Here is a 21,940-nt window from a genome sequence, read left to right on the forward strand (position 1 = left end):
CGCCGCTTACAAGGTGTGTTATGAAAAACTGGCTCCGTAAACATCCTCAGGTTCGCACGATCCGTGTGGCTGCCGCCGACCTGAACGGTCAGGCCCGCGGCAAACGCATCCCCACGCGTTTCGCGGATAAAATCGTCGAGGATGGTACGCGTTTTCCCGTGTCTGTCCTGAACCTTGATATCTGGGGCGAAGACATCGACGACAGCCCGCTGGTCTTTGAATCCGGCGATGCCGACGGGGTGTTGTTTCCCACCGAACGGGGTTTTCTGCCCATGCCATGGCTTGATTCCCCTTCGGCCTTGCTGCCGATCTGGATGTTTCGCGAAGATGGCACGCCCTACCCCGGCGACCCGCGCCATGCGTTGCGCGCTGTCTTGGACCGCTACAAAGAACGTGGCCTGACCCCCGTTTGCGCGGTCGAGCTTGAGTTCTTCCTGATCGACGATTCGGGCCGCAAGCTGCAGGTCCCCGTCTCGCCACGCTCGGGTAAACGCCGCAAAGCGGCCGAAACCCTGTCGATCCGGGCGCTGGACCAGTTCGATGAATTCTTTACCGATCTCTATGACGCCTGCGAGGAAATGGACATTCCCGCAGATACCGCCATTTCAGAGGCCGGATTGGGCCAGTTCGAGATTAACCTGATGCATTGTGACGACGCCCTGCGCGCCGCCGACGATGCATGGTTCTTCAAGATGCTGGTCAAAGGCCTTGCCCGCCGCCACGGCTTTGCCGCCAGCTTTATGGCAAAACCCTATGAGGATTATCCCGGTTCTGGCCTGCACACGCATTTCTCGGTGCTCGACAAAAACGGCAATAACATCTTTGACGATGGTGGCCCCGATGGGACAGCGATCATGCGCCACGCAATCGCAGGCTGCATGAATGCCATGGCAGCATCGGCGTTGGTGTTTGCGCCCCACGCCAACAGTTTTGATCGGATGGTCCCGGGTTCCCATGCGCCCACGGGGATATCTTGGGCCTATGAAAACCGGACGTCCTCGATCCGGGTGCCGTCGGGCAGCCACAAGGCGCGGCGGATTGAACACCGTGTGTCCGGGGGGGACGTAAACCCCTATCTGATGCTGGCGGCAGTTTTGGGCGCTGCCATGAACGGTATCGAAGACGCGATTGAACCGCCTGCCCCAATCACCGGCAACGCCTATGCCGCCGATCTGCCGCAAATCCCCGGCGATTGGAAAACCGCGATTGATCTGTTCGAAAGCTCCCCCGAGGTGGCGCGCATTTTCGCCCCCGAGCTGATCCGAAACTTTGTCCTGACAAAGCGCCAAGAGCTGCATTACATGCAAGAGCTTACCCCACAAGAACAGGTCGAGATCTATCTCGACACCGTATAAGGGCAACATGATGAAAATCGGCATCCTTCAAACCGGCCACTCGCCCGACAACATGAAAGACCAGTTGGGCGACTACGGCGAGATGTTTACCAAACTGCTGGGCGGGCATGATTTCGACTTTCAAATCTGGTCGGTTGTGGATGGTGAATTTCCCGCGTCAGCCGTGGATGCCGACGCGTGGTTGATCACTGGTTCCAAGTTCGGTGCCTACGAGGACCACGACTGGATCCCGCAGCTGGAGCAGTTGATTTTGGCCATTCGCGAAACAGGTCGGCCCATGGTCGGCATCTGCTTTGGCCACCAGATCATCGCCCAAGCGCTAGGCGGTAAGGTCGAAAAATTCGGCGGCGGCTGGTCCGTCGGCCCCACGGATTACACCGTTAACGGACAACCGATGGCGCTGAATGCGTGGCATCAGGATCAGGTCACCGCCCTGCCCAAAGGGGCCAAGGTTGTCGGATCATCGGATTTTTGCGCCAATGCTGCGCTGCTCTATGATGATCAAATCTGGACGATCCAACCCCACCCGGAATTCAACGCTGATTTCATCGATGGTCTGATCCGCACCCGCGGCAAGGGCGTCGTGCCCGATGAACAACTTGCAGCGGCTGCAAAGCGGCTGGATACCCCCACAAACAATGCTGATATTGCAGATTTTATCGCCGATTTCCTCAAGAAAGAGAGACCCTGATGTCCGACTGGATTGACGACCTGCCCGAAGCCGCCCGAGATTATCTGGCGGGCAAACGACTGGATGAAGTCGAATGCATCATCCCCGATCTGCCCGGCATCGCCCGTGGCAAAGCGGTGCCCGCCAAGAAATTCTCGCGTCAGGAATATTTTCACCTGCCCGACAGCATCTTTTACCAAACCATCACCGGTGAATGGGGCGAAGCAGCGGGTGCCGATGGGTTCATCGAAAAAGATATGATTTTGCGGCCCGATATGTCGACGGCGACCGCCGCACCCTGGACTGCGGATTGGACGCTTCAGGTGATCCACGACGCCTATGACCGCGACGGCGAACCGGTGCAATATTCGCCGCGCAACGTCCTCAAACGCGTCGTTGAACTCTATCGCCAACAAGGTTGGGAGCCGGTTGTCGCCCCGGAAATGGAATTCTTTCTGGTCGCACGCAATCTGGACCCGGCCCATGCCATCAAACCGATGATGGGCCGGTCAGGCCGCCCCGCCGCCGCGCGTCAGGCCTATTCAATGACTGCCGTGGATGAGTTTGGCCCGGTGATCGATGACATCTACGACTTCGCCGAGGCCCAAGGCTTTGAGATCGACGGCATCACCCAAGAAGGCGGTGCAGGCCAGCTTGAGATCAACCTGATCCACGGTGATCCGGTGCGGCTGGCGGATGAAGTGTTCTATTTCAAACGTTTGATCCGCGAAGCCGCCCTGCGCCATGATTGCTATGCCACCTTTATGGCCAAACCGATCGAGGACGAACCCGGCAGCGCCATGCATATGCATCATTCGGTGCTGGATATTGAAACCGGCAAGAACATCTTTTCCGACGCGGACGGCGGCGAAACCGAGGCGTTTTTCCACTTTATCGCCGGTATGCAAAACCACATGCCCGATGCGCTGGCCGTGCTGGCACCGTATGTGAACAGCTATCGCCGCTATGTCAAAGACCACGCTGCCCCGATTAACCTTGAATGGGGCCGCGACAACCGCACCACGGGCATTCGCGTGCCCTTGTCCAAACCTTCGTCGCGCCGGGTTGAAAACCGTCTGGCCGGAATGGACTGCAACCCGTATCTGGGCATCGCCGCATCACTGGCCTGCGGCTATCTGGGCCTGATGGAAAAGAAACAGCCAAAGCCCGAGTTCAAAGGCGACGCCTATGAAGGCGACGGGGACATCCCGCAGGTTCTGGGCTCCGCGTTGGACTTGTTCGAAGAGGCCATCGGAATGCACGAAGTTCTGGGCCCCGATTTCGCCCGTGTTTATGCCATCGTGAAACGTGCCGAATATGACGAGTTCCTGCAGGTTATTTCGCCTTGGGAACGAGAGCATTTGTTAATGAACGTTTGATCCCGTCGCCGATCGCGGATGCCTTCGGCGAGGATTTAAAACCATTTGGAAGCGGGGACAGGAGCCCCTTTGCGATGAACCTGCTTTATGCAAATGACAAAAAAGGCGCTTATCCGGACAGCTGGTATGCTGCAACAGCGACACCGATGGATAGGTTTCCCGCCCTTCAAGGCGCTATAAAGGCCGATGTCTGCGTGGTCGGGGGCGGCTATACGGGCCTGTCCGCAGCACTGCATCTGGCCCAAGCCGGTCGCGATGTGGTTTTGCTTGAAGCGCAGCGCGTGGGGTTCGGGGCGTCCGGTCGAAACGGCGGGCAATTGGGCGGCGGCCAGCGGGTCGAACAGGATGCGTTGGAAAAAATGCTGGGGGCCGATCACGCGCGCAAGCTGTGGGATTTGGGCGAAGACGCAAAGGCCTTGGTCAAAGGTCTGATCGCCGAGCATGATATTGACTGCCATCTGAAGCCGGGCGTTGCCTGGACCGCATCCACTGCCAGCGACCTGCGCCATTTGCACGACTATGCAGGTCATCTGCAAAGCCGCTATGGATATGACCAGATCGAGATATTGGACCACGAGGCCCTGCAATCGGTCTGCCCCTCGCCCGATTACAAGGGCGGTATTCTGGACATGGGGGCCGCGCATCTGCATCCGCTTAACCTTGCCTTAGGCTTGGCGCGGGCCGCGCAAAAAGCTGGGGTTCGCATCTACGAAGGCTCTGCCGTGCACCATATCCAAGAAGGCGCGAAGGTGGTGGTTCAAACCGACGGCGGGCGCGTCACAGCGGGGCATGCTGTGCTGGCCTGCAACGGGTATTTGGGCGGGCTGAACCGCAAGGTTGCGGCCCGGGTGATGCCCATCAACAACTTTATCGTGGCCACCGAACCCTTGGGCGACCGTATCCGCGATGTGCTGCCGCGCGATGTGGCCGTGGCCGACAGCCGGTTCGTGGTAAACTACTTTAGGCTCAGCCACGACGGGCGGCTTTTGTTTGGCGGTGGCGAAAGCTATGGCTACAAATTCCCGCGCGACATCGCCGCCAAGGTACGCGCGCCCATGTCCGTGGTGTTCCCCCAACTCAAAGACGTGGCGATAGACTATGCTTGGGGCGGCACCCTTGCCATCACCATGAAACGTCTGCCCTATCTGGCCCGTGTCTCGTCCAACATCCTGTCGGCGTCAGGCTATTCCGGCCACGGTGTGGGCACCGCAACCCACGCGGGGCAACTGATGGCGCGGGCCATCACAGGCGACAGTGACGGATTTGACGTGATGCGCACGATCCCCACCAATCCCTTTCCCGGCGGGGCCGCGATGCGCACACCCCTGCTGACCCTCGCGATGAGCTGGTACAGCCTGCGCGATAAACTCGGACTGTAGTCATAAATATTTAACACTGCGCGGACCTGAATTAGCTTGGCGATGGCCCGCCCTTGTTTTACTATTCTGAAAACAAACATTCAGGATTTTGAAATATGTCCCTGCCAGATATGCACCGCGCCGAGGCCATCCCTGACGCCGCCCGCGCCGAGATTGAGCGGCTTTTGCAATCCGGCGATCTGTTTCGCTATACCGCTGCCGCTGACGCCCCCGTTTCCCTGCTCGAGGCTGAATTCGCCCAGATGATGGGCAGCAAATATGCCCTCGCCGTGTCATCCTGCTCGGCCGCGCTGTTCCTGTCGTTGATGGCTCTGGACCTGCCCAAAGACGCACGCGTTATGATCCCGGGGTTTACCTTTGCCGCGGTGCCGTCGTCTGTGATCCATGCCAACTGCCAGCCGATACTATGCGAGGTCGGGGATAGCTACCGCATTGATCTCAATGACTTCGAGGCCAAGTTGCCCACCGTCGATGCCGTCATTATCAGCCATATGCGCGGCCACACCTCGGACATGGATGCCATTATGGCGCTATGTGATGCGGCCAACATTCCTGTGATCGAAGACGCAGCGCATTCGCTTGGGACGCTGTGGCACGGCCAGAAAATCGGCACGATCGGCAAAATCGGGTGTTTCTCCTTCCAATCCTACAAGATGATCAACGCTGGTGAAGGCGGGATCATGATCACCGATGATGCCGACCTGATCGCCCGCGCGATCATCATGTCCGGCGCGTACGAGCATAACTGGAAGAAACACCCCAGCATCGCCGACGCCTGTGCACGCTGGCAAAACCAACTGCCGCTCTACAACCTGCGCTTGGGCAATCTTTCCGCCGCCATCGTGCGCCCGCAATTGGCTGAACTGCCACGCCGCGTCGCCGACGGGCTGCGTAACCACGACTATGTCGCGGCCAGACTGAACGCCTCCCCCCATATCACTGTCCCTGCGCCGCTGGCCCCGGAAACCCGCGCCCCGGATTCCATCCAGTTCAACATGGTGGGGCTAGACGATGCTGCAATCCGCGCTTTCGCCGCCGCCAGCGCCGCCGCGGGGGTCAAGGTTCAGGTCTTTGGCCAAAGCACCGACAACGCCCGTGCCTTCTGGAACTGGCAATTTATCGAAAACCTGCCGGATCTGCCGCAAACCCGCAAAATGCTGATGACCGCCTGCGATGTGCGCCTGCCCGTCCACCTTAAACCCAGCGATCTTGACGCGGTAATCGACGTCCTGCTGGGCGCGGTTCAAACCGCAGCAGGCTCCAAGGCCGCTTAACCCGCCCCTTCATTTTGCCAGATAAACTCCCGCCGGAGGCATCCAACAGATACGAAAAAGCCCACCCAGTGACGGGGTGGGCTCAGGCCTGATCTGGATCAAATAATAATAATCGCACGCCCGTGCGGCCGCTGGATCACTTCAGCTTGGACAGCTTATCCTGCAATTCGGCCAATTGCTGTTTGATCGCGTCCAGACTCTCGTCTTGGTTTTTGTCGGACGTGTCAGACTTCGCCGGTGCTTCGGCCTCGGGCTTGGTCATGCCCGGCCATGCGGCGGGAATGTTGCTGGTCATGGCTTTCATGAATGCTTCTTGCTGGGCCTGCATCACATCAAACCCGGGCATTTTGGACATGGGGTTGATCGTGTTCATGTTTTCCAACACCCGCGACTGGCCATCGCGCAGCATATCAAAAGACGCTTTCAAGAATTGCGGCACGACGCTGGCACCCGGTGACATATAGCTGCGCACAAGGTCGTTCAGCACATCAACCGGCAAAACCGATTCACCACGGCTTTCGTGATCTGCAATGATCTGCAGCAAATACTGGCGGGTCAGATCATCACCGGATTTCAAATCCAGAATCTGAACTTCGCGCCCATCCCGGATAAACCCCGAGATATCCTCAAGCGTGACGTAATCGCTTGTTTCCGTATTATAAAGCCGCCGGCTGGCGTAACGCTTGATAAGCAGAGGCTTGTCTGTGTCGGCCACGGTGGATCCTTCCCAAATTGCGTGCTGCATTGCAGCTTAGGGTAGCGTGTTTCAAAAAGAAAGGGTCTCGCAACAAAGAAAGGGCAGACTTTTTCAAGCCCGCCCCGTCACTCATGAAAGTTGATTTGCCTTGCGGCGAATTACTTTGCTGTCGCTTTTTTCGTGGCTTTTGTTGCTTCAGCTGTCGCCTTTTGAACGGCGGCTGTTGCTTCTTCGGACATGTCTTTGCCCGCGGCCATCATCAGTTCAACTGTGTCCATTTGAACGGATTTTGCGATTTCGGCGAATGCGGCCATGTGCTCGGCTGCGACTTCGGCAGAGGCAGATGTGAAATCTGTCATTGCTTTTGCATAGTCAGCAGGCTCGGTTTTGGCTTTGGACATTTCTGCCAGCTTGGACAGTGTTTCTTTTTGCCATTTGCTGGAAATCTCGGCGGATTTCTCGGCAGCTGTCAGCGCAACGCCGGACAGTTTTTCATTCAGAGTAGCGGTTGTTTTGAACGCATCGTTCAGCGCAGTTGTATCAACTGGGAATGCGCCCATAACGTCTTTCATCATTGCGGCGATATCAGGTGTCTTTGTCATAGTCTCTTCCTCTTTCAGTTGAGAGCGGCAACAGCCTACTCGTTCTGGTATAGGAGATATCTACATGCTGCAGCGCGGCATTTCAAGTATATTCTGCACTGCAGCATGCGAAAGTTGACCTAGGGTAAAAGCGTAATCAGATCAGCCTCTTGCTTTGCGCGTCACATAGGTTCCGGGGGCATCGCACAAAATTTCTCGCCCGTCCGCGCCCGGCACACGTGCCTCAATCAACCCGCCAGAGTGATTCTCAAGCCACTTGCCCCAGCGGGGCCACCACGACCCTTTGTGGAACTTGGCCCCCTCCACCCAGTCTTTGTAATCGAGTGACATATCGGGGTTGGTATAGTGGCCGTATTTACCTTTGCTGGGCGGATTCACGATGCCCGCAATATGGCCCGACTGGGTCATGATGAATGTTTTGTCCTTGCTGCCCATCTGCTGAATGCCGCGATAGCTGTCTTTCCACGGCGCGATGTGGTCAGTCTCGCAGCCGATGGCGATCAGCGGCACCTCGATATCGCCCAGCTCAAGGTGGTGCCCCATCAGATCAAACCCGCCCTCGGCCAGTTTGTTTTGCTGGCACAGCCCGCGCAGGTATTCCATCGCCATACGTTCCGGCAGGTTCGCCCCGTCCCCGTTCCAATACAGCAGGTCAAACGCGGGCGGCGTATCGCCCAGCATATAGCTTTTGATCGCGGGGCCATACACCAGATCGTTTGACCGCAGGAACGAAAACGTCCGCGCCATGATGGACGAGGGCAAGATGCCTTTGTCTTTGGTCTCCGCCTCGATCCCGTCGATGAAATCATCCGTCAGAAACGGTTGAAATTCCCCCTGATCGGAAAAATCAGTGAGCGCGGTAAAGAACGTCGCGGATCGCACAGATGGATCGCCGCGCTGTTTGAGCAAGGACAGTGTCAGCGACAGCGTGGTGCCCGCAATGCAATAGCCCACGGCGTTGACCTGATCCTGACCGGTGATGTTTTTGACCTCTTCGACAGCCGCAATAAATCCGTCCTCGATATAGTCGCCCATGCCGACATCGCGATAGCTGTTATCGGGGTTGATCCAGGACACCATGAACAAGGTGTGCCCCTGATCGACGATCCATTTCACCAGACTGTTCTGTTCCTTCAGGTCCAGAATGTAGAATTTGTTGATCCAGGGCGGAAAGATCACGATCGGCGTTTCATGCACTTTTTTGGTGGTGGGGCTGTATTGAATCAGCTCGAACATGCGGTTGCGAAACACCACCTTGCCCGGTGACGTGGCAATGTTGCGGCCCAGCTCGAATGCGCTTTCATCGGCCAGACGCACGATCATCTCGCCGTTGTTGGCCTCAAGGTCGGCAATCAGGTTTTCCAGCCCCTTGATCAGGCTTTCGCCTTCGGTCGCCACCGCGCGCTCCAACGCATCAGGGTTGGTCGCCAGAAAATTCGTCGGGCTCATCAGATCAACGATCTGGCGGCTAAAATATTCCAGCCGCTGCTTTTCGCGCGGTTCAAGGTCCGACACATCTGCAATCGCTTGGTGCAGCGTTTCGGCGTTGATCAGATACTGCTGTTTTACATAGTTGAAATAGGGGTGGCTTTCCCACAACGGGTTGGCAAAGCGTCTGTCCTTGGGCGTGGTATCGGCGGGCGCTTCCAGCTTGCCCTTGGCCAATGCCTTTTGCGCCTCGACAAAATGCGACACCGATTTGGTCCAGAATGACACCTGCTGTTCGATCAGCTTGGCCGGATTTTGCACCGCCTCGTTCCAATAGGATTGCGCAGCCTTGGCGAATAATTCTTGATTCGGTCCGTCCAGGGCGGCCTGATGCCCCTCCCGGTTCACCATAATCTGTGACAATCGCGCGCCCAACGCTTCGACTTTGTTCATATTCTCTGTCATCCGCGCAAGCGCGGCTGCATCAGGTTCCAAGGGCTCATTCGTTTTTGTTGTCATCTTAACGGTTCCTCCCTATGTTTGCACTTGCAGCATCGCGCCGTCCTATCTGGGAGGGGACCGGCGGAGCGCCCAAGCACAGGGCCAACCAACAGGAGACCCCTCATGAAGTATATGGCATCTTATGATTTAATGGAAACAATGCGTAACACCAATCAGTGGCTTGGTGCGACAGCGCAGGCATTTGCATCATATCCTGTATTTTCCGCCTTCCCCAATCCCGCGATGGATTGGATGGCCGCTTGGGGCGAGGTCACCGAACGCAGCTTTGCGCGGATGGTCGCCAAACCCGATTGGAACCTGCCCGCCGTCGTTGGCGAAGACGAGGCAGACCACCAAGTAGACATCAAGAAAGAAATCGAAGGCGCGTTTGGCGATCTTTTGCATTTCGTGGTCCAGAACCGTCCGGCGCCAAAGCGCAAGGTTCTGTTGGTCGCCCCCATGTCGGGCCACTATGCCACATTGCTGCGGTCGACCGTGATTAGCCTGATCCCCGACACCGATTTGTACATCACCGATTGGCACAATGCCCGCGAAATTCCCGTCAGCGCGGGCAAGTTCGACGTCGAAGATTACACCCTGCATCTGGTTGAATACATGCGCCATCTTGGCCCTGACGTGCATGTTATTGCCGTCTGCCAACCCGCGCCGCTGGCCCTCGCTGCCACCGCCTATCTGGCCGAGGAAGAGCCAAGCGCGCAACCCAGTTCCCTGACCCTGATCGGCGGCCCGATTGACCCCGACGCCGCCCCGACCGACGTCACCGATTTCGGCGACCGCGTGCACATGGGACAGCTTCAGGAAATGTCGATCCAGCAGGTCGGCTTTAAATACCCCGGCGTTGGCCGCAAGGTATATCCGGGGCTGCTGCAGCTAAATTCGTTCATCTCGATGAACAGCGAAACCCACGCAAAAGCATTTCAGGATCAGATCATGCGCGTCGTCCAAGGCGAGGCTGGCGATCACGACAAACACAACAAGTTCTATGACGAATATCTGGCCGTCATGGACATGCCCGCCGAATTCTACCTCTCCACGGTCGAGCGGATCTTTAAAAACAACGAGATCGGCAAGAACAACTTTACCGTTGCTGGCAAAAAGGTCGACATCGGCAAGATCACAACCGTTGCGGTCAAAACCGTCGAAGGCACCAAGGATGACATTTCGGCCCCCGGCCAATGCGTTGCGGCGCTTGATCTGTGCACCGGTCTGCCCGACAGCAAAAAGGCCAGCCACCTAGAAGACGGCGCAGGGCATTACGGCATCTTTGCTGGCAAAAGCTGGCGCAATAATATCCGCCCGCTGGTGCTGCAATTCATTGATGCAAACCCACGCAACGCCGAAAAGCCAAAGGCGAAAACAAAAAAACCGGCCAACGACAACGCAGCTGCCTGATGTTCAAAAAGCCTAAAGATGTCGCCTTTCGCTGCAGCTGTGGCACCGTCACCGGCACCTTGCTTGGCGCATCCCCGGCCGTAGGCACGCATCTTGAATGCTTTTGCAAAGATTGCCGCGCGGCCGAGGTTTTTTTAGGTCAACCCGACACACCGTCTGTGGCCCTGTTCCAGACCACGCCGGACCGGATCAAATTTGACCAAGGGTTCGACCAGATGGCGGTCTTTTCCTTTGGCGAAAAGAACATATTGCGGTGGCATGCAAAATGTTGCGGGACCGTGATCGGCAACACATTGCGCAATCCCAAGATCGCGTTTTCCAGCATCCGCACCACGATCCTGACAGACACCGATGCCATTGGCCGCGTCGCCACCAAGGCGAATTTGCACACGCCCGGCGACAAGGCCCAGCACAAGGGCATGGGCCGTTTCGTCTGGGGCGTGCTAAGCCGCGGACTGGCAGCACGGATCACGGGCCGTTGGAAAGACACGCCATTTTTCGACGCTGATAGCCTAAAGCCCGTGCGCGATGTATATGTGGTGCCCAAGGACACACGCCGCGAAATCAACGCTCAGCTTAGCTAGGCCCGCAGGTGCCTTCTGCGCCGATCATTCAGGATAGGGTATGCCGCGCAAGGGCGGGAAATCGGCATATCGCGCACGGCGCTGCATTGCATCCTCGGCAGGTGTCCCCCGCCCGCAGCAACATGCCCTTGGGCGCGATGTAGCTTGAGATCGTGCGCAAAGGCGTGGGCCGCCAGACCAGATTGAACGCCGCCAGCTTCGGAAAAAACCACATCTCGGAATAAGGCAGATGGTCGTGCACCCACCACGCCAGATCGCGCCAATCGCGGCCCTGATCATACTGGTCGGCAAACCACGGAATCACAATCGACGCCCCCGCAATGGCCGCACCCCCCGCATCCCGATCCCAGATGTGGCATTCGATGGGGTTGTCGCTGGACGCGCAGTTCAGCTTGTTGGCATTGCCATAATCATTCAACGCCCGCGACCGATAGCCCGACCGCACCGCGACCCGGCCAAATGTTTCCTCAAGCGGGTCCAGCAGCGCCGTGCAAAACGCCCGCCCGTTTTCAATCGCCAGATCGGGGTCGTCAGGAATGTTCGGGATGCCGTGAAAGCCGTTGATCTCGGAATACAGAAAATCGCGCATGTAGAAATGTTTCGACAAACGCACCCGCCCGACGGTTTCAAGGCTCCACATGCTGGCGGGTTTACGCATCCGCGGCCTTGTCCAACACCTCTTGCAGCGCCGCTTGCATCAACCCCAAACAGCGATCGTCGGAAAAGCGGTGATCCGCGTCTTTGACCAGTTGCAACTGCATGTCCGGCCCCGTGCCATGGTCCAGCAGTTTCACCGCTGTTGCGACGCTTACCGCTGTATCCGCCGTGCCTTGCAAAAACCGCACCGGAAACGGCAGGTCCAACGCGGACCGCAACACCAACTGCTTGCGCCCGTCCTCGATCATCCGCTTTGTGATGATGTAAGGCTCCATATAATCCGATGGCAGTTCAACGCGGCCCTCGGCCTCCAACTGCTGCTTTTGCGCGTCGGTAAAGCTGGCCCAATACCCGTCTTCGGTGAAATCCGGCGCTGCCGCGATGGTAACCAGCCCAGCGATCCGTTCAGGCATCGCGCGGCACAGCAGCAGCGATTGCCACCCGCCCATGGACGATCCAACCGGCACGATCTTGCCCGTCGTCAGCGCCGTCACAGCGGCCAGCGTATCCTGCGCCCAATCGCCAATGCAGCCGTCGGTGAAATCACCCGAGGATTCACCATGGCCTGAATAATCAAACCGCAAAAACGCACGCCCCTCGCGGCGGGCCCATTCCTCAAGAAACACCGCCTTGGTGCCTTGCATGTCGGATTTCAGCCCACCCAGGAACACAACGCATGGCCCATGGCCCGCTGTCAAATGATAGGCCAGCGTCCGGCCCTGCGGCGTCGTAAGGGTTTGCGCCATGGTCATCCGCCCAAATACGTGCCCTTGGCGGGACGATAGAAAATCTTTTGATTGTGCAGACGCCCTAACAGATCGTCGATTTTGCGCAGCGAATCTACGGTTTTGTCGGCGGGCAGCATCTCTTGGGTGCCGTTATAGACGTCCGCTGATAGATCACGCTTGGTGATATGCAGGGCTGCCTCGATCAGGTCGATATCGCTGACTGTCAGCTCGAAGTTGCGGTTGTGTTTGGACATCTCGCCATCCTTTTGAATGCATGGACCATGCCCCATATCATAAAACCATGCGCGCCGACGTTCAATCTAATGCTTCGACCTCGCTTAGGCCAAATGCCACAATCGCCGCGCCCACGGCCATAAGCGCAAACAGAACCAGCGTCGCATTTGGCCCGAACAGCGCCGCACCGCCCCCCGCAAAGCCGGCGATCAACAGCAGCACCCCGATCACCGTGTTGGAAACCGCGGCATAGGCTGATCGCTGATCTTTGGGGGACATATCAACCAGATAGGTCGACCGCCCCTGCCGCACCCCGTGATAGGCGATCATCAGGATGAACAGCACCAGCGGCATCGCCCAGATTTGCGTGGCCAAACCCAACAGGCTAAGCGCCACAGCCCCCAGCATCGCACAGGCCCCAACGATCCCGGTCAGCATCAACACCTTGCGGCTGGACTGATCCGACAAGCGCCCCCAGACATACGAGCTTAGGAAAGACGCCAGCGCCGATGCCAGCACCAACGCGCCCAATTGGCCAAGGGCTGATTGTTCCTCTCCCCCCGCAAGCACCACAAAATAGGGTGGGGCCAATGCAGTCGAGGCCAGCAATCCCCGCACCAGAATAAAGCGGCGCAGGTTTGCGTCTTGTTTCAAGATACTGAAATCGGCCCCTTCCGCCTTGGACGGGTCGCTTTTCATTTCGTTCAATGTGGAAAACAGCAGCGCCGCGGCCCCCCATAGGCAGGCGGCTAATGCGATGGCGGCAATAACAATGCCCGCGCTTTCAAACAGGCCCGACATCAGCAACAGCGCCAAGATGACCACGCCCACGGATGACACCGATCCTGCCAGCCCGGTGATCGACCCGCGCCGCGATTTACCGACGGTTTTGCCCAAGATATCTTTGTAAGACACCGAACAGGCCGCGCGACACAGCGCCAGCCCGCCAAGGGCCCCACAGATGGCAAACCCTGCGGCGACCCCTTCAAGCGTCAGGGCCGCCAGCACGATCAGCGCGGCGAATATGCCCTGCCCCGCGCTGCCCAGCACCCATGCCCATTTTCGCCGCTGCATCGCCTGCACCCAAGACGCCAGCAACATCTGCGGCAGCAACGCACCACTTTCGCGGATCGGCACCAATGCACCCGCAAACACGGCAGGCGCACCAAGCGACGTCAGCAGCCACGACAACATCAGTTTGGGATCAATCAACCCATCCGCGACCTTGGTCATCGACAGGCTGGCAACATGGCGCAAGGCGTTTGGCGCTTCGGCCTTTTGCGCGCCCTCGGTCAGATCGTCGGCGTCGCCCTCGGCCCCTGACAGTTTTTCAAAAGCCTTGCGCGTCCATCCGTCCTGCATCCTGTCGTTCCCATCGTGCTGATTTTTTGCGGCGTCATCATACCGCAACGCACAACCACCCAAAGAGGTTTCGAAAAACGCCGCAGTTATTGACAAGACGGCCCCACGCCGCCATCTAGCGCAGGCACATAACCCGCAACCGGGCGTCTCGTAGGCGCCAAACCGACGAGGAGGCCCAAATGGCCCAGATCACTCTCACCCTTCCCGATGGCAATGCACGGCAGTACGACGCAGGTATCACTGCGGGCGACGTGGCCAGCGACATCTCAAAATCCCTTGGCAAAAAGGCGATCAGTGCCACCGTGAACGGTGCGCATTTCGATCTGGCCTGGCCAATTGACGCCGATGCCGACATCGCGATTCATACCATGGCTGACGAAGATCAGGCCAATGAATTGGTCCGTCACGACCTTGCCCACATCATGGCCCGCGCCGTTCAGGAAATCTGGCCCGACACCAAGGTCACCATCGGCCCGGTGATCAAAGACGGCTGGTATTACGATTTTGACCGCGCCGAACCTTTCACCCCAGAAGACCTTGGCGCGATCGAAAAGAAGATGAAGGAAATCATCAACAAGCGTGATCCCGTCCGGACCGAAGTCTGGGACCGTCCCCGCGCGATCAAGCATTACGAGGATCTGAACGAGCCCTATAAGGTCGAACTGATCGAAAGCATCCCCGGCGATGAACCGCTGCGCATGTATTGGCATGGCGACTGGCAAGACCTGTGCCGCGGCCCGCATTTGCAACACACCGGCCAAGTTCCCGGCGACGCGTTCAAATTGATGTCCATCGCCGGTGCCTATTGGCGCGGTGACAGCGACCGTGCCATGTTGCAACGCATCTATGGCGTCGCCTTCACCGGCAAGGAAAAGCTGCGCGCGCATCTGAACATGCTCGAAGAAGCCGCCAAACGTGACCACCGCAAGCTGGGCCGCGAGATGGACCTGTTCCACATGCAAGAAGAAGCCCCCGGTCAGGTGTTCTGGCATCCCAACGGCTGGCTGATCTACACCCAGCTTCAGGACTATATGCGCCGCAAACAACGCGCCGGCGGCTATGTCGAGGTGAACACCCCGCAGGTTGTTGACCGCAAATTGTGGGAAGCATCGGGCCACTGGGAGAAGTACCAAGAGCACATGTTCATCGTTGAGGTAGACGAGGAACATGCCCGCGAGAAATCAGTTAACGCGCTGAAACCGATGAACTGCCCCTGCCACGTGCAAATCTTTAACCAGGGCATGAAATCCTACCGCGACCTGCCGTTGCGCATGGCCGAGTTCGGCTCGTGCAACCGCTATGAACCCTCGGGCGCGTTGCACGGTATCATGCGCGTGCGCGGCTTTACCCAAGACGACGGTCACATTTTCTGCCGCGAGGACCAGATCGAGGAAGAGACCCTGATCTACATCGAATTCCTGTCCGCCATCTACAAGGACCTCGGCTTCGAGAACTTTAAGGTCAAATTCTCGGATCGCCCCGAAACCCGCGCCGGATCGGACGAGGTATGGGACAAAGCCGAAGCAGCCCTGCTGTCAGCGACCCGCAAAGCGGGGATCGAGCCCGAGATCAACCCCGGTGAAGGTGCGTTTTACGGCCCCAAACTGGAATTCGTGCTGACCGACGCAATTGGCCGCGACTGGCAATGTGGCACCCATCAGGTGGACTTCGTGCTGCCCGAACGGCTCGACGCGACCTATGTCGGGTCGGATGGCGCGAAACACCGCCCCGTCATGCTCCACCGCGCGACCTTGGGATCATTTGAACGTTTCATCGGCATCCTGATCGAAGAACACGCTGGCAAACTGCCGTTCTGGCTGGCCCCGCGTCAGGTCGTTGTGGCCTCCATCACCTCCGAGGCGGATGATTACGTGCGCGAGGTCATCGAGACCCTGACCGCCGCCGGTGTCCGCGCCGAGGCCGATATTCGCAACGAAAAGATCAACTATAAGGTCCGCGAACATTCGGTCGGCAAGGTGCCTATCATCCTTGCCGTGGGTGCCCGCGAGGTCGAAGAAAAAACCGTATCGGTGCGCCGTCTTGGGGAAAAACAGACCTCTGTCCAAACCCTTGCCGACGTCGCAGCAGCCCTTAAGGTCGAGGCAACACCCCCCGATCTGCGCTAAATCTTTCTGTAACAAACCCATCCGGGCGGCAAAACAAACCCGCCCGGATGTGACAGTTTGTTTCAACGAAAAACCCGTTTTCCGGGCTTTTCCGCCAAATATTACAAAAAAACAGCGGTTTTCCTGACGTTGATGTGAGACACTTTGACGTGAATAGCTTTGTCACATCAACATGGGCTTAACTAGGATACGAATAAAAATTACCAACCAGACCACCAGGAGGAACATACAATGTCCAACACAATGAAAACATTCGCCGTCGCCGGTGCCGTTGCTGCCGCCATGGCCGCGCACAGCACGCCTGCCGACGCCGCCGCCAAAGAAAAATGCTATGGCGTGGCGCTGGCCGGTGCCAATGATTGCGCCGCAGGTCCGGGTACCACATGCGCTGGTTCCTCTGTCACCGATTACCAAGGCAACTCTTGGAAACTGGTTGACGCAGGCACATGTGAAGCCATGGAATTGCCCGAAATGGCAGACGGTTCCGCACGCAAAGGCTCGCTTGAGCCACTTGATCGCGACCTGCCTGCATAAATCAAAAATAGCGCAGGCGGTGGCAATCGCCGCCTGCGCATTTTCATCTGAACCCCGAAAGGGAGCGCGTCATGCTGGACAGTCAACGCCGCTTTGACCGACTGCCCGCCAGTCCGGGGGTTGGCTATAAGCCCCAACATTTCAGTGACATACTTGGCGATCCCGGCCCTGTTGAATGGGTCGAGATTCACGCCGAAAACTATATGGGCGATGGCGGTCGCCCCCTTGCCCAGCTTCGCGCGCTGTCGCAGCGTTTTGGCCTGTCCGTTCATGGCGTGGGCCTTAGCATCGGGGGTGAAACCCCGCTGGACCGCGACCACCTTAACCGCTTGAAAAAGCTATGTGATTGGGCCCAACCTGCCAGCTTTTCCGAACATCTTGCGTGGTCTACCCATGGGGTCGAGTTCCTGAACGATCTGCTACCCCTGCCCTATACCGACGCAACATTGAACCGCGTCGCCAGCCACATCAGCCAGGTCCAAGACACCCTTGGCCGCCAGATGCTGCTTGAAAACCCGTCCAGCTATCTCGCCTTTGCTGAATCCACCCTGTCCGAGACTGATTTTCTGGCCGAACTGGTGCGCATAACCGGCTGCGGGCTGCTGCTCGACGTCAATAACGTCTTTATCTCAGCCACCAATCTGGGCCTGTCGGCCCAGCAATATATCGACGCCTATCCGCTGGCCCATGTGGGCGAAATCCATGTCGGCGGCCATGACGAAGACACCGATGATGCCGGTGCCCCCCTGCTGATCGACAGCCATGGCAAACCCGTGGTTGACCCCGTCTGGGCGCTGCTAGATTACACCCTCGCGCGGACCGGCCCCAAACCGGTTTTGGTCGAATGGGACAATGATGTGCCCGATTGGCCGACCCTGCGGGCCGAGGCGCAGCGCGCCGCCCTTGCGCTGGCCGTATGACACGCCAATCCGATTTTCGCGCCGGTCTGCTTGCCCCCTCTGCCGCCGTTCCGGATGGGTTGGAAGGGGCCGATGGCACCGCCGCGGGCAAGCGTTATGATGTCTACCGCAACAACGTCACCCATTCGCTGATCGCAGCACTGCAAACCGCCTTTCCCTTGGTCCGCAAAATTCTGGGCGGCCAAAGTTTCGACAGTCTTGCCCCGCTTTATGTCCGTGCGCATCCGCCGACTTCGCCCTTGATGATGCATTACGGCAGCATGTTTCCGGACTTTATTAAGCAACTGCCGCAGCTGGATAAATTCGGCTATCTGCCGGATTGCGCGCGGCTTGATCTGGCGATGCGCGCCTCCTACCACGCGGCGGACGCACCCGCCTTTGATCTGGGCGCATTTCAGCAACTGCCGCAGGACGCGATGATGGCGCAGACCTTCACGATCGCCCCCGCAACACGGATCTTAACCTCTTCTTGGCCCCTGTTTGATATCTGGCGTTTCAACATGGTCAAAGACGCCCCAAAACCCGCGATGCAGCCCCAAGACGTGATGATCACACGGCCCGATTTCGATCCGGAACCAAGGTTGTTGCCGCCTGGTGCTGCTGATTGGTTGGGGCATCTGGATCGGGGCAAAACCCTAAGCGGGGCCACAGACGCAACGAGTGCTGCAACGCCCGAATTTGATCTGGCTGCCGCCTTAACCATCGCTTTTACCAGTAGCGCCTTTTGCGCAAATGAAGGGCCCGCAGATGCAACAACTTCTTAACGTCTATGACAGTGCCGCAATGGCATTATCACGCCAAGACTGGCTGCTGGGCACCCTTGCCCGGCTGGTGTTTGCAGCCGTGTTGGCCGTCTATTTCCTGAACTCCGGCGTGACCAAATTGGGGGACGGTGTGATCGGCGTGCTGAACCCAAGCGCAGGTGCCTATATCCAGATTTTCCCCAAAGCTTTCGCCAATGTCGGCTATGACAGTTCAGCGCTTGGGCTGTATCACCACGCGGTCGTCATCGCGGGGATTGCCGCTGAATTTCTGTTGCCGGTGCTGATCTTGCTGGGGCTTTTCACGCGGTTGGCCGCATTGGGCATGATCGGTTTTGTCGTGCTTCAGTCCGCGACCGATATCTTTGGCCACGGCCAGTATGATGCCTTGGGCCGCTGGTTCGATCACATCCCCGATGCCGCCATTCTGGACCAACGCGCGCTTTGGCTGCTGTTGCTGGTCACGCTGTTGATCAAAGGTGCGGGCCCACTGTCCCTTGATAAACTGTTGCTGATGCTGCGCCGCTAAACGCCAAGCGCGCTCTGCACCTCTTTGGTCCAGCCCAGATGCAAGCTGCCCGCGTCATCGATCAACGGCCGTTTCATCAACGCGGGATGCTGGGCGATTAACACCAGCGGATCGTGATCCCGTTCGCCCGTGTCCAGCCCCCGCCATGTGGTCGACCGCGTATTCAACAATGCCGGCCCAAACTGCGCAAACGCCCGCTGCATCACGTCATCCGGCACGCCATCTGCCCGCACATCAACCAGTTGCGCGTCTGGCAACGCTTTGACGGCCTTGCGGCAGGTATCGCAGTTTTTCAGCCCGTAAATGATCATATCGTGTCGTTTCCTTAAGATTTTCACCCGTGCAGCACCACTGGACCGGGAATTTCCTTGATTTTTGCCCAAACCAGACGATGTTTTGTGTAGCCCGACCGATTAACGTGGTCGGGTTTAATTACTACGGCACTACGTACTACTCAACAGGAGGCACCGAAGGACATGCCAACAGGAACCGTTAAATGGTTTAACACGACCAAAGGGTATGGATTTATCGCACCAGAGGATGGCGGCAGCGATGTGTTTGTACACATTTCAGCCGTTGAAGGATCGGGTTTGACCGGTCTTGCCGACAATCAAAAAGTTTCATTTGAATTGGCGGAAGGGCGCGATGGACGTCAGATGGCAACGAACCTAAGCCTTTTGTAGAGGGCGTTTCCCGACGCGCCAGCATCGGGCTTTTACACAGGTCGGGCTGCGGGAACTAGCTGCAGCCTTTTTCGCCCGGGATGCACGAATACCGATCCCAACGGCGTTTCTTTTGTACCGGATGCGCCATGACCTGTTGATAGGTCATGGACTGGTTTGGCGTGCCGCAACAGATGACGCCTTGAATGGTGACCGGCTGCAATCCGGCGGGGCAATAGTTCGCGCTGGACGGATAGGGGTAAATCTTGACCTCGGCGGAGAGCTGAGCAGGCAGGCAAAGCGCGCCCATCATACCGAGCCCGGCGATCATTGCTGTTGAAACACGCATTCTACCCTCTCCTTCAGTCCGCTGTTGGTTAATTTTGACCAGTGGATGCGATCAAGTCTACCCTTTTTTCGCCACAATAAGGCATTGCCCGCCCCCAAGGTTACCCATGGGTGACCTTAAGGTATTGTTATTGTTTATTTATTTTTCCTTACCCCACCGTGCCAACTTACGGGGCTACCATCCCACGCGTCGTTTTTACCGCGCCCGCAGATATTCGCGCACGGTGCATCTTGGCCCCACTTCGCGCAGCACGCGGTCATTGACGACGCGCCAATCCTCGGCTGCGAAGGTCGGGAAAAACGTATCAGCATCCGCAATCTCGACATCGACTTCGGAGATCAGCAACCGGTCGGCCAGCGTTAGCATCTCTTGGTAAATGCCAGCACCGCCAATGCCATAGACGCGATCATACCCCTGTGCCGACGCCATTTTGATCGCCTTGGCCACTGACGGCACAACAATCTCGGCGGCATTGGGGCGGGAGGACACAACGATATTCAAACGCTTGGGCAGCGGTTTGACCGGCAGGCTATCCCACGTGTTGCGTCCCATGATCAGCGCGCCACCAAGGGTTTCGCGCTGAAAGGATTTGAGGTCTTCGGGAACATGCCAAGGGATTGTGCCGTCACGGCCGATGGCACCGTTCACAGCTTTGCCAACGATCAACGTAATCATAATCAGACCGCCACGGGCGCGCGGATCAGCGGATCAGGGTCATAGCCGTCGATCTCAAAATCCTCGTATTTAAAATCAAAAATCGACGTCACATCGCGTTTGATCCGCACCGTCGGCAGCGGCTTTGGCGTGCGGGACAGTTGCAGTTCCACCTGCTCCATATGGTTCGAATAGATATGCGCGTCGCCCAGCGTGTGCACAAAATCGCCCGGAGTATAGCCGGTCACATGCGCCAACATAACCTGAAGCAACGCGTAGGACGCGATGTTAAAAGGCACGCCCAAAAACATGTCGGCCGAGCGTTGGTAAAGCTGCAAATGCAGCTTGTTATTGGCGATCCGGACCTGCCACATCGTATGACAGGGCGGCAGCGCCATCAGCGGCACATCGGCGGGGTTCCATGCGGTCACAATCAAACGGCGGCTGTCGGGTGTTGTTTTAATCATCTCAACCAGTTGCGCAATCTGGTCGATGCTGCCGCGGGTATAAAGCGGCGTGCCGTCTTGGGTCTGGTCTGTGGCTTTCAGTGTCGGAAAATTACGCCATTGATATCCGTAAACCGGGCCAAGATCGCCATTTTCGTCGGCCCATTCATCCCAAATCGAAACACCGTTATCCTTAAGGTATTTAACGTTGGTATCGCCGGATAAAAACCACAGCAGCTCGTGAATGATTGATCTTAGGTGCAGTTTTTTCGTGGTGACCAATGGAAATCCATCGGCAAGGGGATAGCGCGATTGCATGCCGAAATAGGACCGCGTTCCAGTACCTGTACGGTCGGTCGACTCGTCGCCCTGTTCCAAAATCATTTTCAACGCATCATGGTATTGCTGCATCGTGTCCCCGCCTTTTTTCATTGCCGCACTGCTGTTTACCGCCCAAGCTATAGCGCAATTCATGCGGCGACCGCCATATGTAGTGTTGATCTTGGGCCGTCCTTTGTGGGAAAGATGCGCCGAAGCCACGCAAAATCGGGCGTTTGTGCATCCAATATGATGGTAGTTTTTGACACGCGCGGCTTTGCGCCTAAATTCACTGCTAAGGCGAGCCAGACATATTAACCGCCCCCGTTTTGAGACCGGAAATCTAGGACTGCGACATGGGGCACGATCCCTTTCGCC

At 57.6% G+C, this 21,940-nt stretch carries 23 protein-coding genes and 1 pseudogene; 13 read left to right on the forward strand and 11 right to left on the reverse strand.

What is annotated here, in order from left to right:
• Window positions 1-20 precede the first annotated feature (20 nt).
• From WNY39_RS03645 to WNY39_RS03665, 5 genes are all read left to right on the forward strand, one after another.
• Window positions 21-1,355 carry a glutamine synthetase family protein gene (locus WNY39_RS03645; protein WP_341234852.1) on the forward strand — a complete coding sequence of 445 codons (1,335 nt, stop codon included), beginning with the start codon at window positions 21-23 and terminating at the stop codon, window positions 1,353-1,355.
• A 10-nt stretch (window positions 1,356-1,365) separates the two neighbouring features.
• Window positions 1,366-2,046: a type 1 glutamine amidotransferase gene (locus WNY39_RS03650; protein ID WP_342844136.1), complete on the forward strand. Its 681-nt coding sequence runs from the start codon at window positions 1,366-1,368 to the stop codon at window positions 2,044-2,046.
• A complete protein-coding gene (locus WNY39_RS03655; protein ID WP_341234854.1) occupies window positions 2,046-3,404 on the forward strand; it encodes a glutamine synthetase family protein in 1,359 nt (452 codons plus the stop codon). Before WNY39_RS03650 ends, WNY39_RS03655 begins: the two co-directional genes overlap by 1 nt.
• Before the next feature lie 74 nt (window positions 3,405-3,478).
• Window positions 3,479-4,783 (forward strand): FAD-binding oxidoreductase, encoded by a 1,305-nt coding sequence (locus WNY39_RS03660; protein ID WP_342844139.1) that lies wholly within the window; start codon window positions 3,479-3,481, stop codon window positions 4,781-4,783.
• 95 nt (window positions 4,784-4,878) lie between these two features.
• Window positions 4,879-6,057, forward strand: coding sequence for an aminotransferase class I/II-fold pyridoxal phosphate-dependent enzyme (locus WNY39_RS03665; RefSeq protein WP_342844140.1), 1,179 nt, complete (start codon window positions 4,879-4,881; stop codon window positions 6,055-6,057).
• A 136-nt stretch (window positions 6,058-6,193) separates the two neighbouring features.
• On the opposite strand, the gene phaR is transcribed toward WNY39_RS03665, so the two are convergent.
• From phaR to phaC, 3 genes are all read right to left on the reverse strand, one after another.
• On the reverse strand, window positions 6,194-6,772 hold the full coding sequence (phaR, locus tag WNY39_RS03670; RefSeq protein ID WP_342844141.1) for a polyhydroxyalkanoate synthesis repressor PhaR: 579 nt from the start codon (window positions 6,770-6,772) through the stop codon (window positions 6,194-6,196).
• A gap of 140 nt (window positions 6,773-6,912) precedes the next feature.
• A complete protein-coding gene (locus WNY39_RS03675; protein ID WP_342844142.1) occupies window positions 6,913-7,356 on the reverse strand; it encodes a phasin, PhaP in 444 nt (147 codons plus the stop codon).
• A gap of 141 nt (window positions 7,357-7,497) precedes the next feature.
• Window positions 7,498-9,303 (reverse strand): class I poly(R)-hydroxyalkanoic acid synthase, encoded by a 1,806-nt coding sequence (gene phaC, locus WNY39_RS03680; RefSeq protein WP_342844144.1) that lies wholly within the window; start codon window positions 9,301-9,303, stop codon window positions 7,498-7,500.
• A gap of 105 nt (window positions 9,304-9,408) precedes the next feature.
• Here phaC and phaZ point away from each other — a divergent pair, with 105 nt between their 5' ends.
• Window positions 9,409-10,698, forward strand: a complete 1,290-nt coding sequence (phaZ, locus tag WNY39_RS03685) for a polyhydroxyalkanoate depolymerase (RefSeq protein ID WP_342844146.1) — start codon at window positions 9,409-9,411, stop codon at window positions 10,696-10,698.
• Complete coding sequence (locus tag WNY39_RS03690) at window positions 10,698-11,282, forward strand: DUF6151 family protein (RefSeq protein ID WP_342844147.1); 585 nt, start codon at window positions 10,698-10,700, stop codon at window positions 11,280-11,282. Before phaZ ends, WNY39_RS03690 begins: the two co-directional genes overlap by 1 nt.
• 24 nt (window positions 11,283-11,306) lie before the next feature.
• Here WNY39_RS03690 and WNY39_RS03695 read toward each other — a convergent pair.
• The 4 genes and pseudogenes from WNY39_RS03695 to WNY39_RS03710 all read right to left on the reverse strand — a co-directional run bounded on the left by WNY39_RS03695 (window position 11,307) and on the right by WNY39_RS03710 (window position 14,263).
• A pseudogene (locus WNY39_RS03695) lies at window positions 11,307-11,922 on the reverse strand (hypothetical protein).
• 10 nt (window positions 11,923-11,932) lie between these two features.
• Window positions 11,933-12,685 carry an alpha/beta hydrolase gene (locus WNY39_RS03700; RefSeq protein WP_342844149.1) on the reverse strand — a complete coding sequence of 251 codons (753 nt, stop codon included), beginning with the start codon at window positions 12,683-12,685 and terminating at the stop codon, window positions 11,933-11,935.
• A 2-nt stretch (window positions 12,686-12,687) separates the two neighbouring features.
• Window positions 12,688-12,921, reverse strand: coding sequence for a hypothetical protein (locus tag WNY39_RS03705; protein ID WP_093915341.1), 234 nt, complete (start codon window positions 12,919-12,921; stop codon window positions 12,688-12,690).
• Between the two features lie 61 nt (window positions 12,922-12,982).
• Complete coding sequence (locus WNY39_RS03710) at window positions 12,983-14,263, reverse strand: MFS transporter (protein WP_342844151.1); 1,281 nt, start codon at window positions 14,261-14,263, stop codon at window positions 12,983-12,985.
• A 179-nt stretch (window positions 14,264-14,442) separates the two neighbouring features.
• On the opposite strand from WNY39_RS03710, the gene thrS reads away from it, so the two are divergent.
• From thrS to WNY39_RS03735, 5 genes are all read left to right on the forward strand, one after another.
• Entirely contained in the window at window positions 14,443-16,389 is a 1,947-nt protein-coding gene (gene thrS / locus WNY39_RS03715; RefSeq protein ID WP_342844153.1) for a threonine--tRNA ligase, read from the forward strand.
• A gap of 231 nt (window positions 16,390-16,620) precedes the next feature.
• Window positions 16,621-16,923, forward strand: coding sequence for a DUF2282 domain-containing protein (locus tag WNY39_RS03720; RefSeq protein WP_342844155.1), 303 nt, complete (start codon window positions 16,621-16,623; stop codon window positions 16,921-16,923).
• Window positions 16,924-16,994: 71 nt separating this feature from the next.
• On the forward strand, window positions 16,995-17,843 hold the full coding sequence (locus tag WNY39_RS03725) for a DUF692 domain-containing protein (RefSeq protein ID WP_342844156.1): 849 nt from the start codon (window positions 16,995-16,997) through the stop codon (window positions 17,841-17,843).
• Complete coding sequence (locus tag WNY39_RS03730) at window positions 17,840-18,607, forward strand: DNA-binding domain-containing protein (RefSeq protein WP_342844157.1); 768 nt, start codon at window positions 17,840-17,842, stop codon at window positions 18,605-18,607. The genes WNY39_RS03725 and WNY39_RS03730 overlap by 4 nt, the downstream gene beginning before the upstream one ends.
• Window positions 18,591-19,133: a DoxX family membrane protein gene (locus WNY39_RS03735; protein WP_342844158.1), complete on the forward strand. Its 543-nt coding sequence runs from the start codon at window positions 18,591-18,593 to the stop codon at window positions 19,131-19,133. The genes WNY39_RS03730 and WNY39_RS03735 overlap by 17 nt, the downstream gene beginning before the upstream one ends.
• Here the strand turns inward: WNY39_RS03735 and WNY39_RS03740 are convergent.
• On the reverse strand, window positions 19,130-19,444 hold the full coding sequence (locus tag WNY39_RS03740; RefSeq protein ID WP_342844160.1) for an ArsC/Spx/MgsR family protein: 315 nt from the start codon (window positions 19,442-19,444) through the stop codon (window positions 19,130-19,132). The genes WNY39_RS03735 and WNY39_RS03740 overlap by 4 nt on opposite strands.
• A gap of 165 nt (window positions 19,445-19,609) precedes the next feature.
• On the opposite strand from WNY39_RS03740, the gene WNY39_RS03745 reads away from it, so the two are divergent.
• Window positions 19,610-19,816, forward strand: coding sequence for a cold-shock protein (locus WNY39_RS03745; RefSeq protein WP_341234869.1), 207 nt, complete (start codon window positions 19,610-19,612; stop codon window positions 19,814-19,816).
• Between the two features lie 55 nt (window positions 19,817-19,871).
• Here WNY39_RS03745 and WNY39_RS03750 read toward each other — a convergent pair whose 3' ends face one another.
• From WNY39_RS03750 to WNY39_RS03760, 3 genes are all read right to left on the reverse strand, one after another.
• The gene (locus WNY39_RS03750) at window positions 19,872-20,144 is read right to left on the reverse strand and encodes a hypothetical protein (protein WP_342844163.1); all 273 of its coding nucleotides are present in this window, start codon (window positions 20,142-20,144) and stop codon (window positions 19,872-19,874) included.
• 195 nt (window positions 20,145-20,339) lie between these two features.
• A complete protein-coding gene (locus WNY39_RS03755; RefSeq protein WP_342844165.1) occupies window positions 20,340-20,819 on the reverse strand; it encodes a dihydrofolate reductase in 480 nt (159 codons plus the stop codon).
• A 2-nt stretch (window positions 20,820-20,821) separates the two neighbouring features.
• Complete coding sequence (locus tag WNY39_RS03760; protein ID WP_342844361.1) at window positions 20,822-21,655, reverse strand: thymidylate synthase; 834 nt, start codon at window positions 21,653-21,655, stop codon at window positions 20,822-20,824.
• Window positions 21,656-21,940: the final 285 nt, after the last annotated feature.

Source organism: Sulfitobacter sp. AS59, assembly GCF_038899995.1.
Classification (GTDB): Bacteria; Pseudomonadota; Alphaproteobacteria; order Rhodobacterales; family Rhodobacteraceae; genus Sulfitobacter.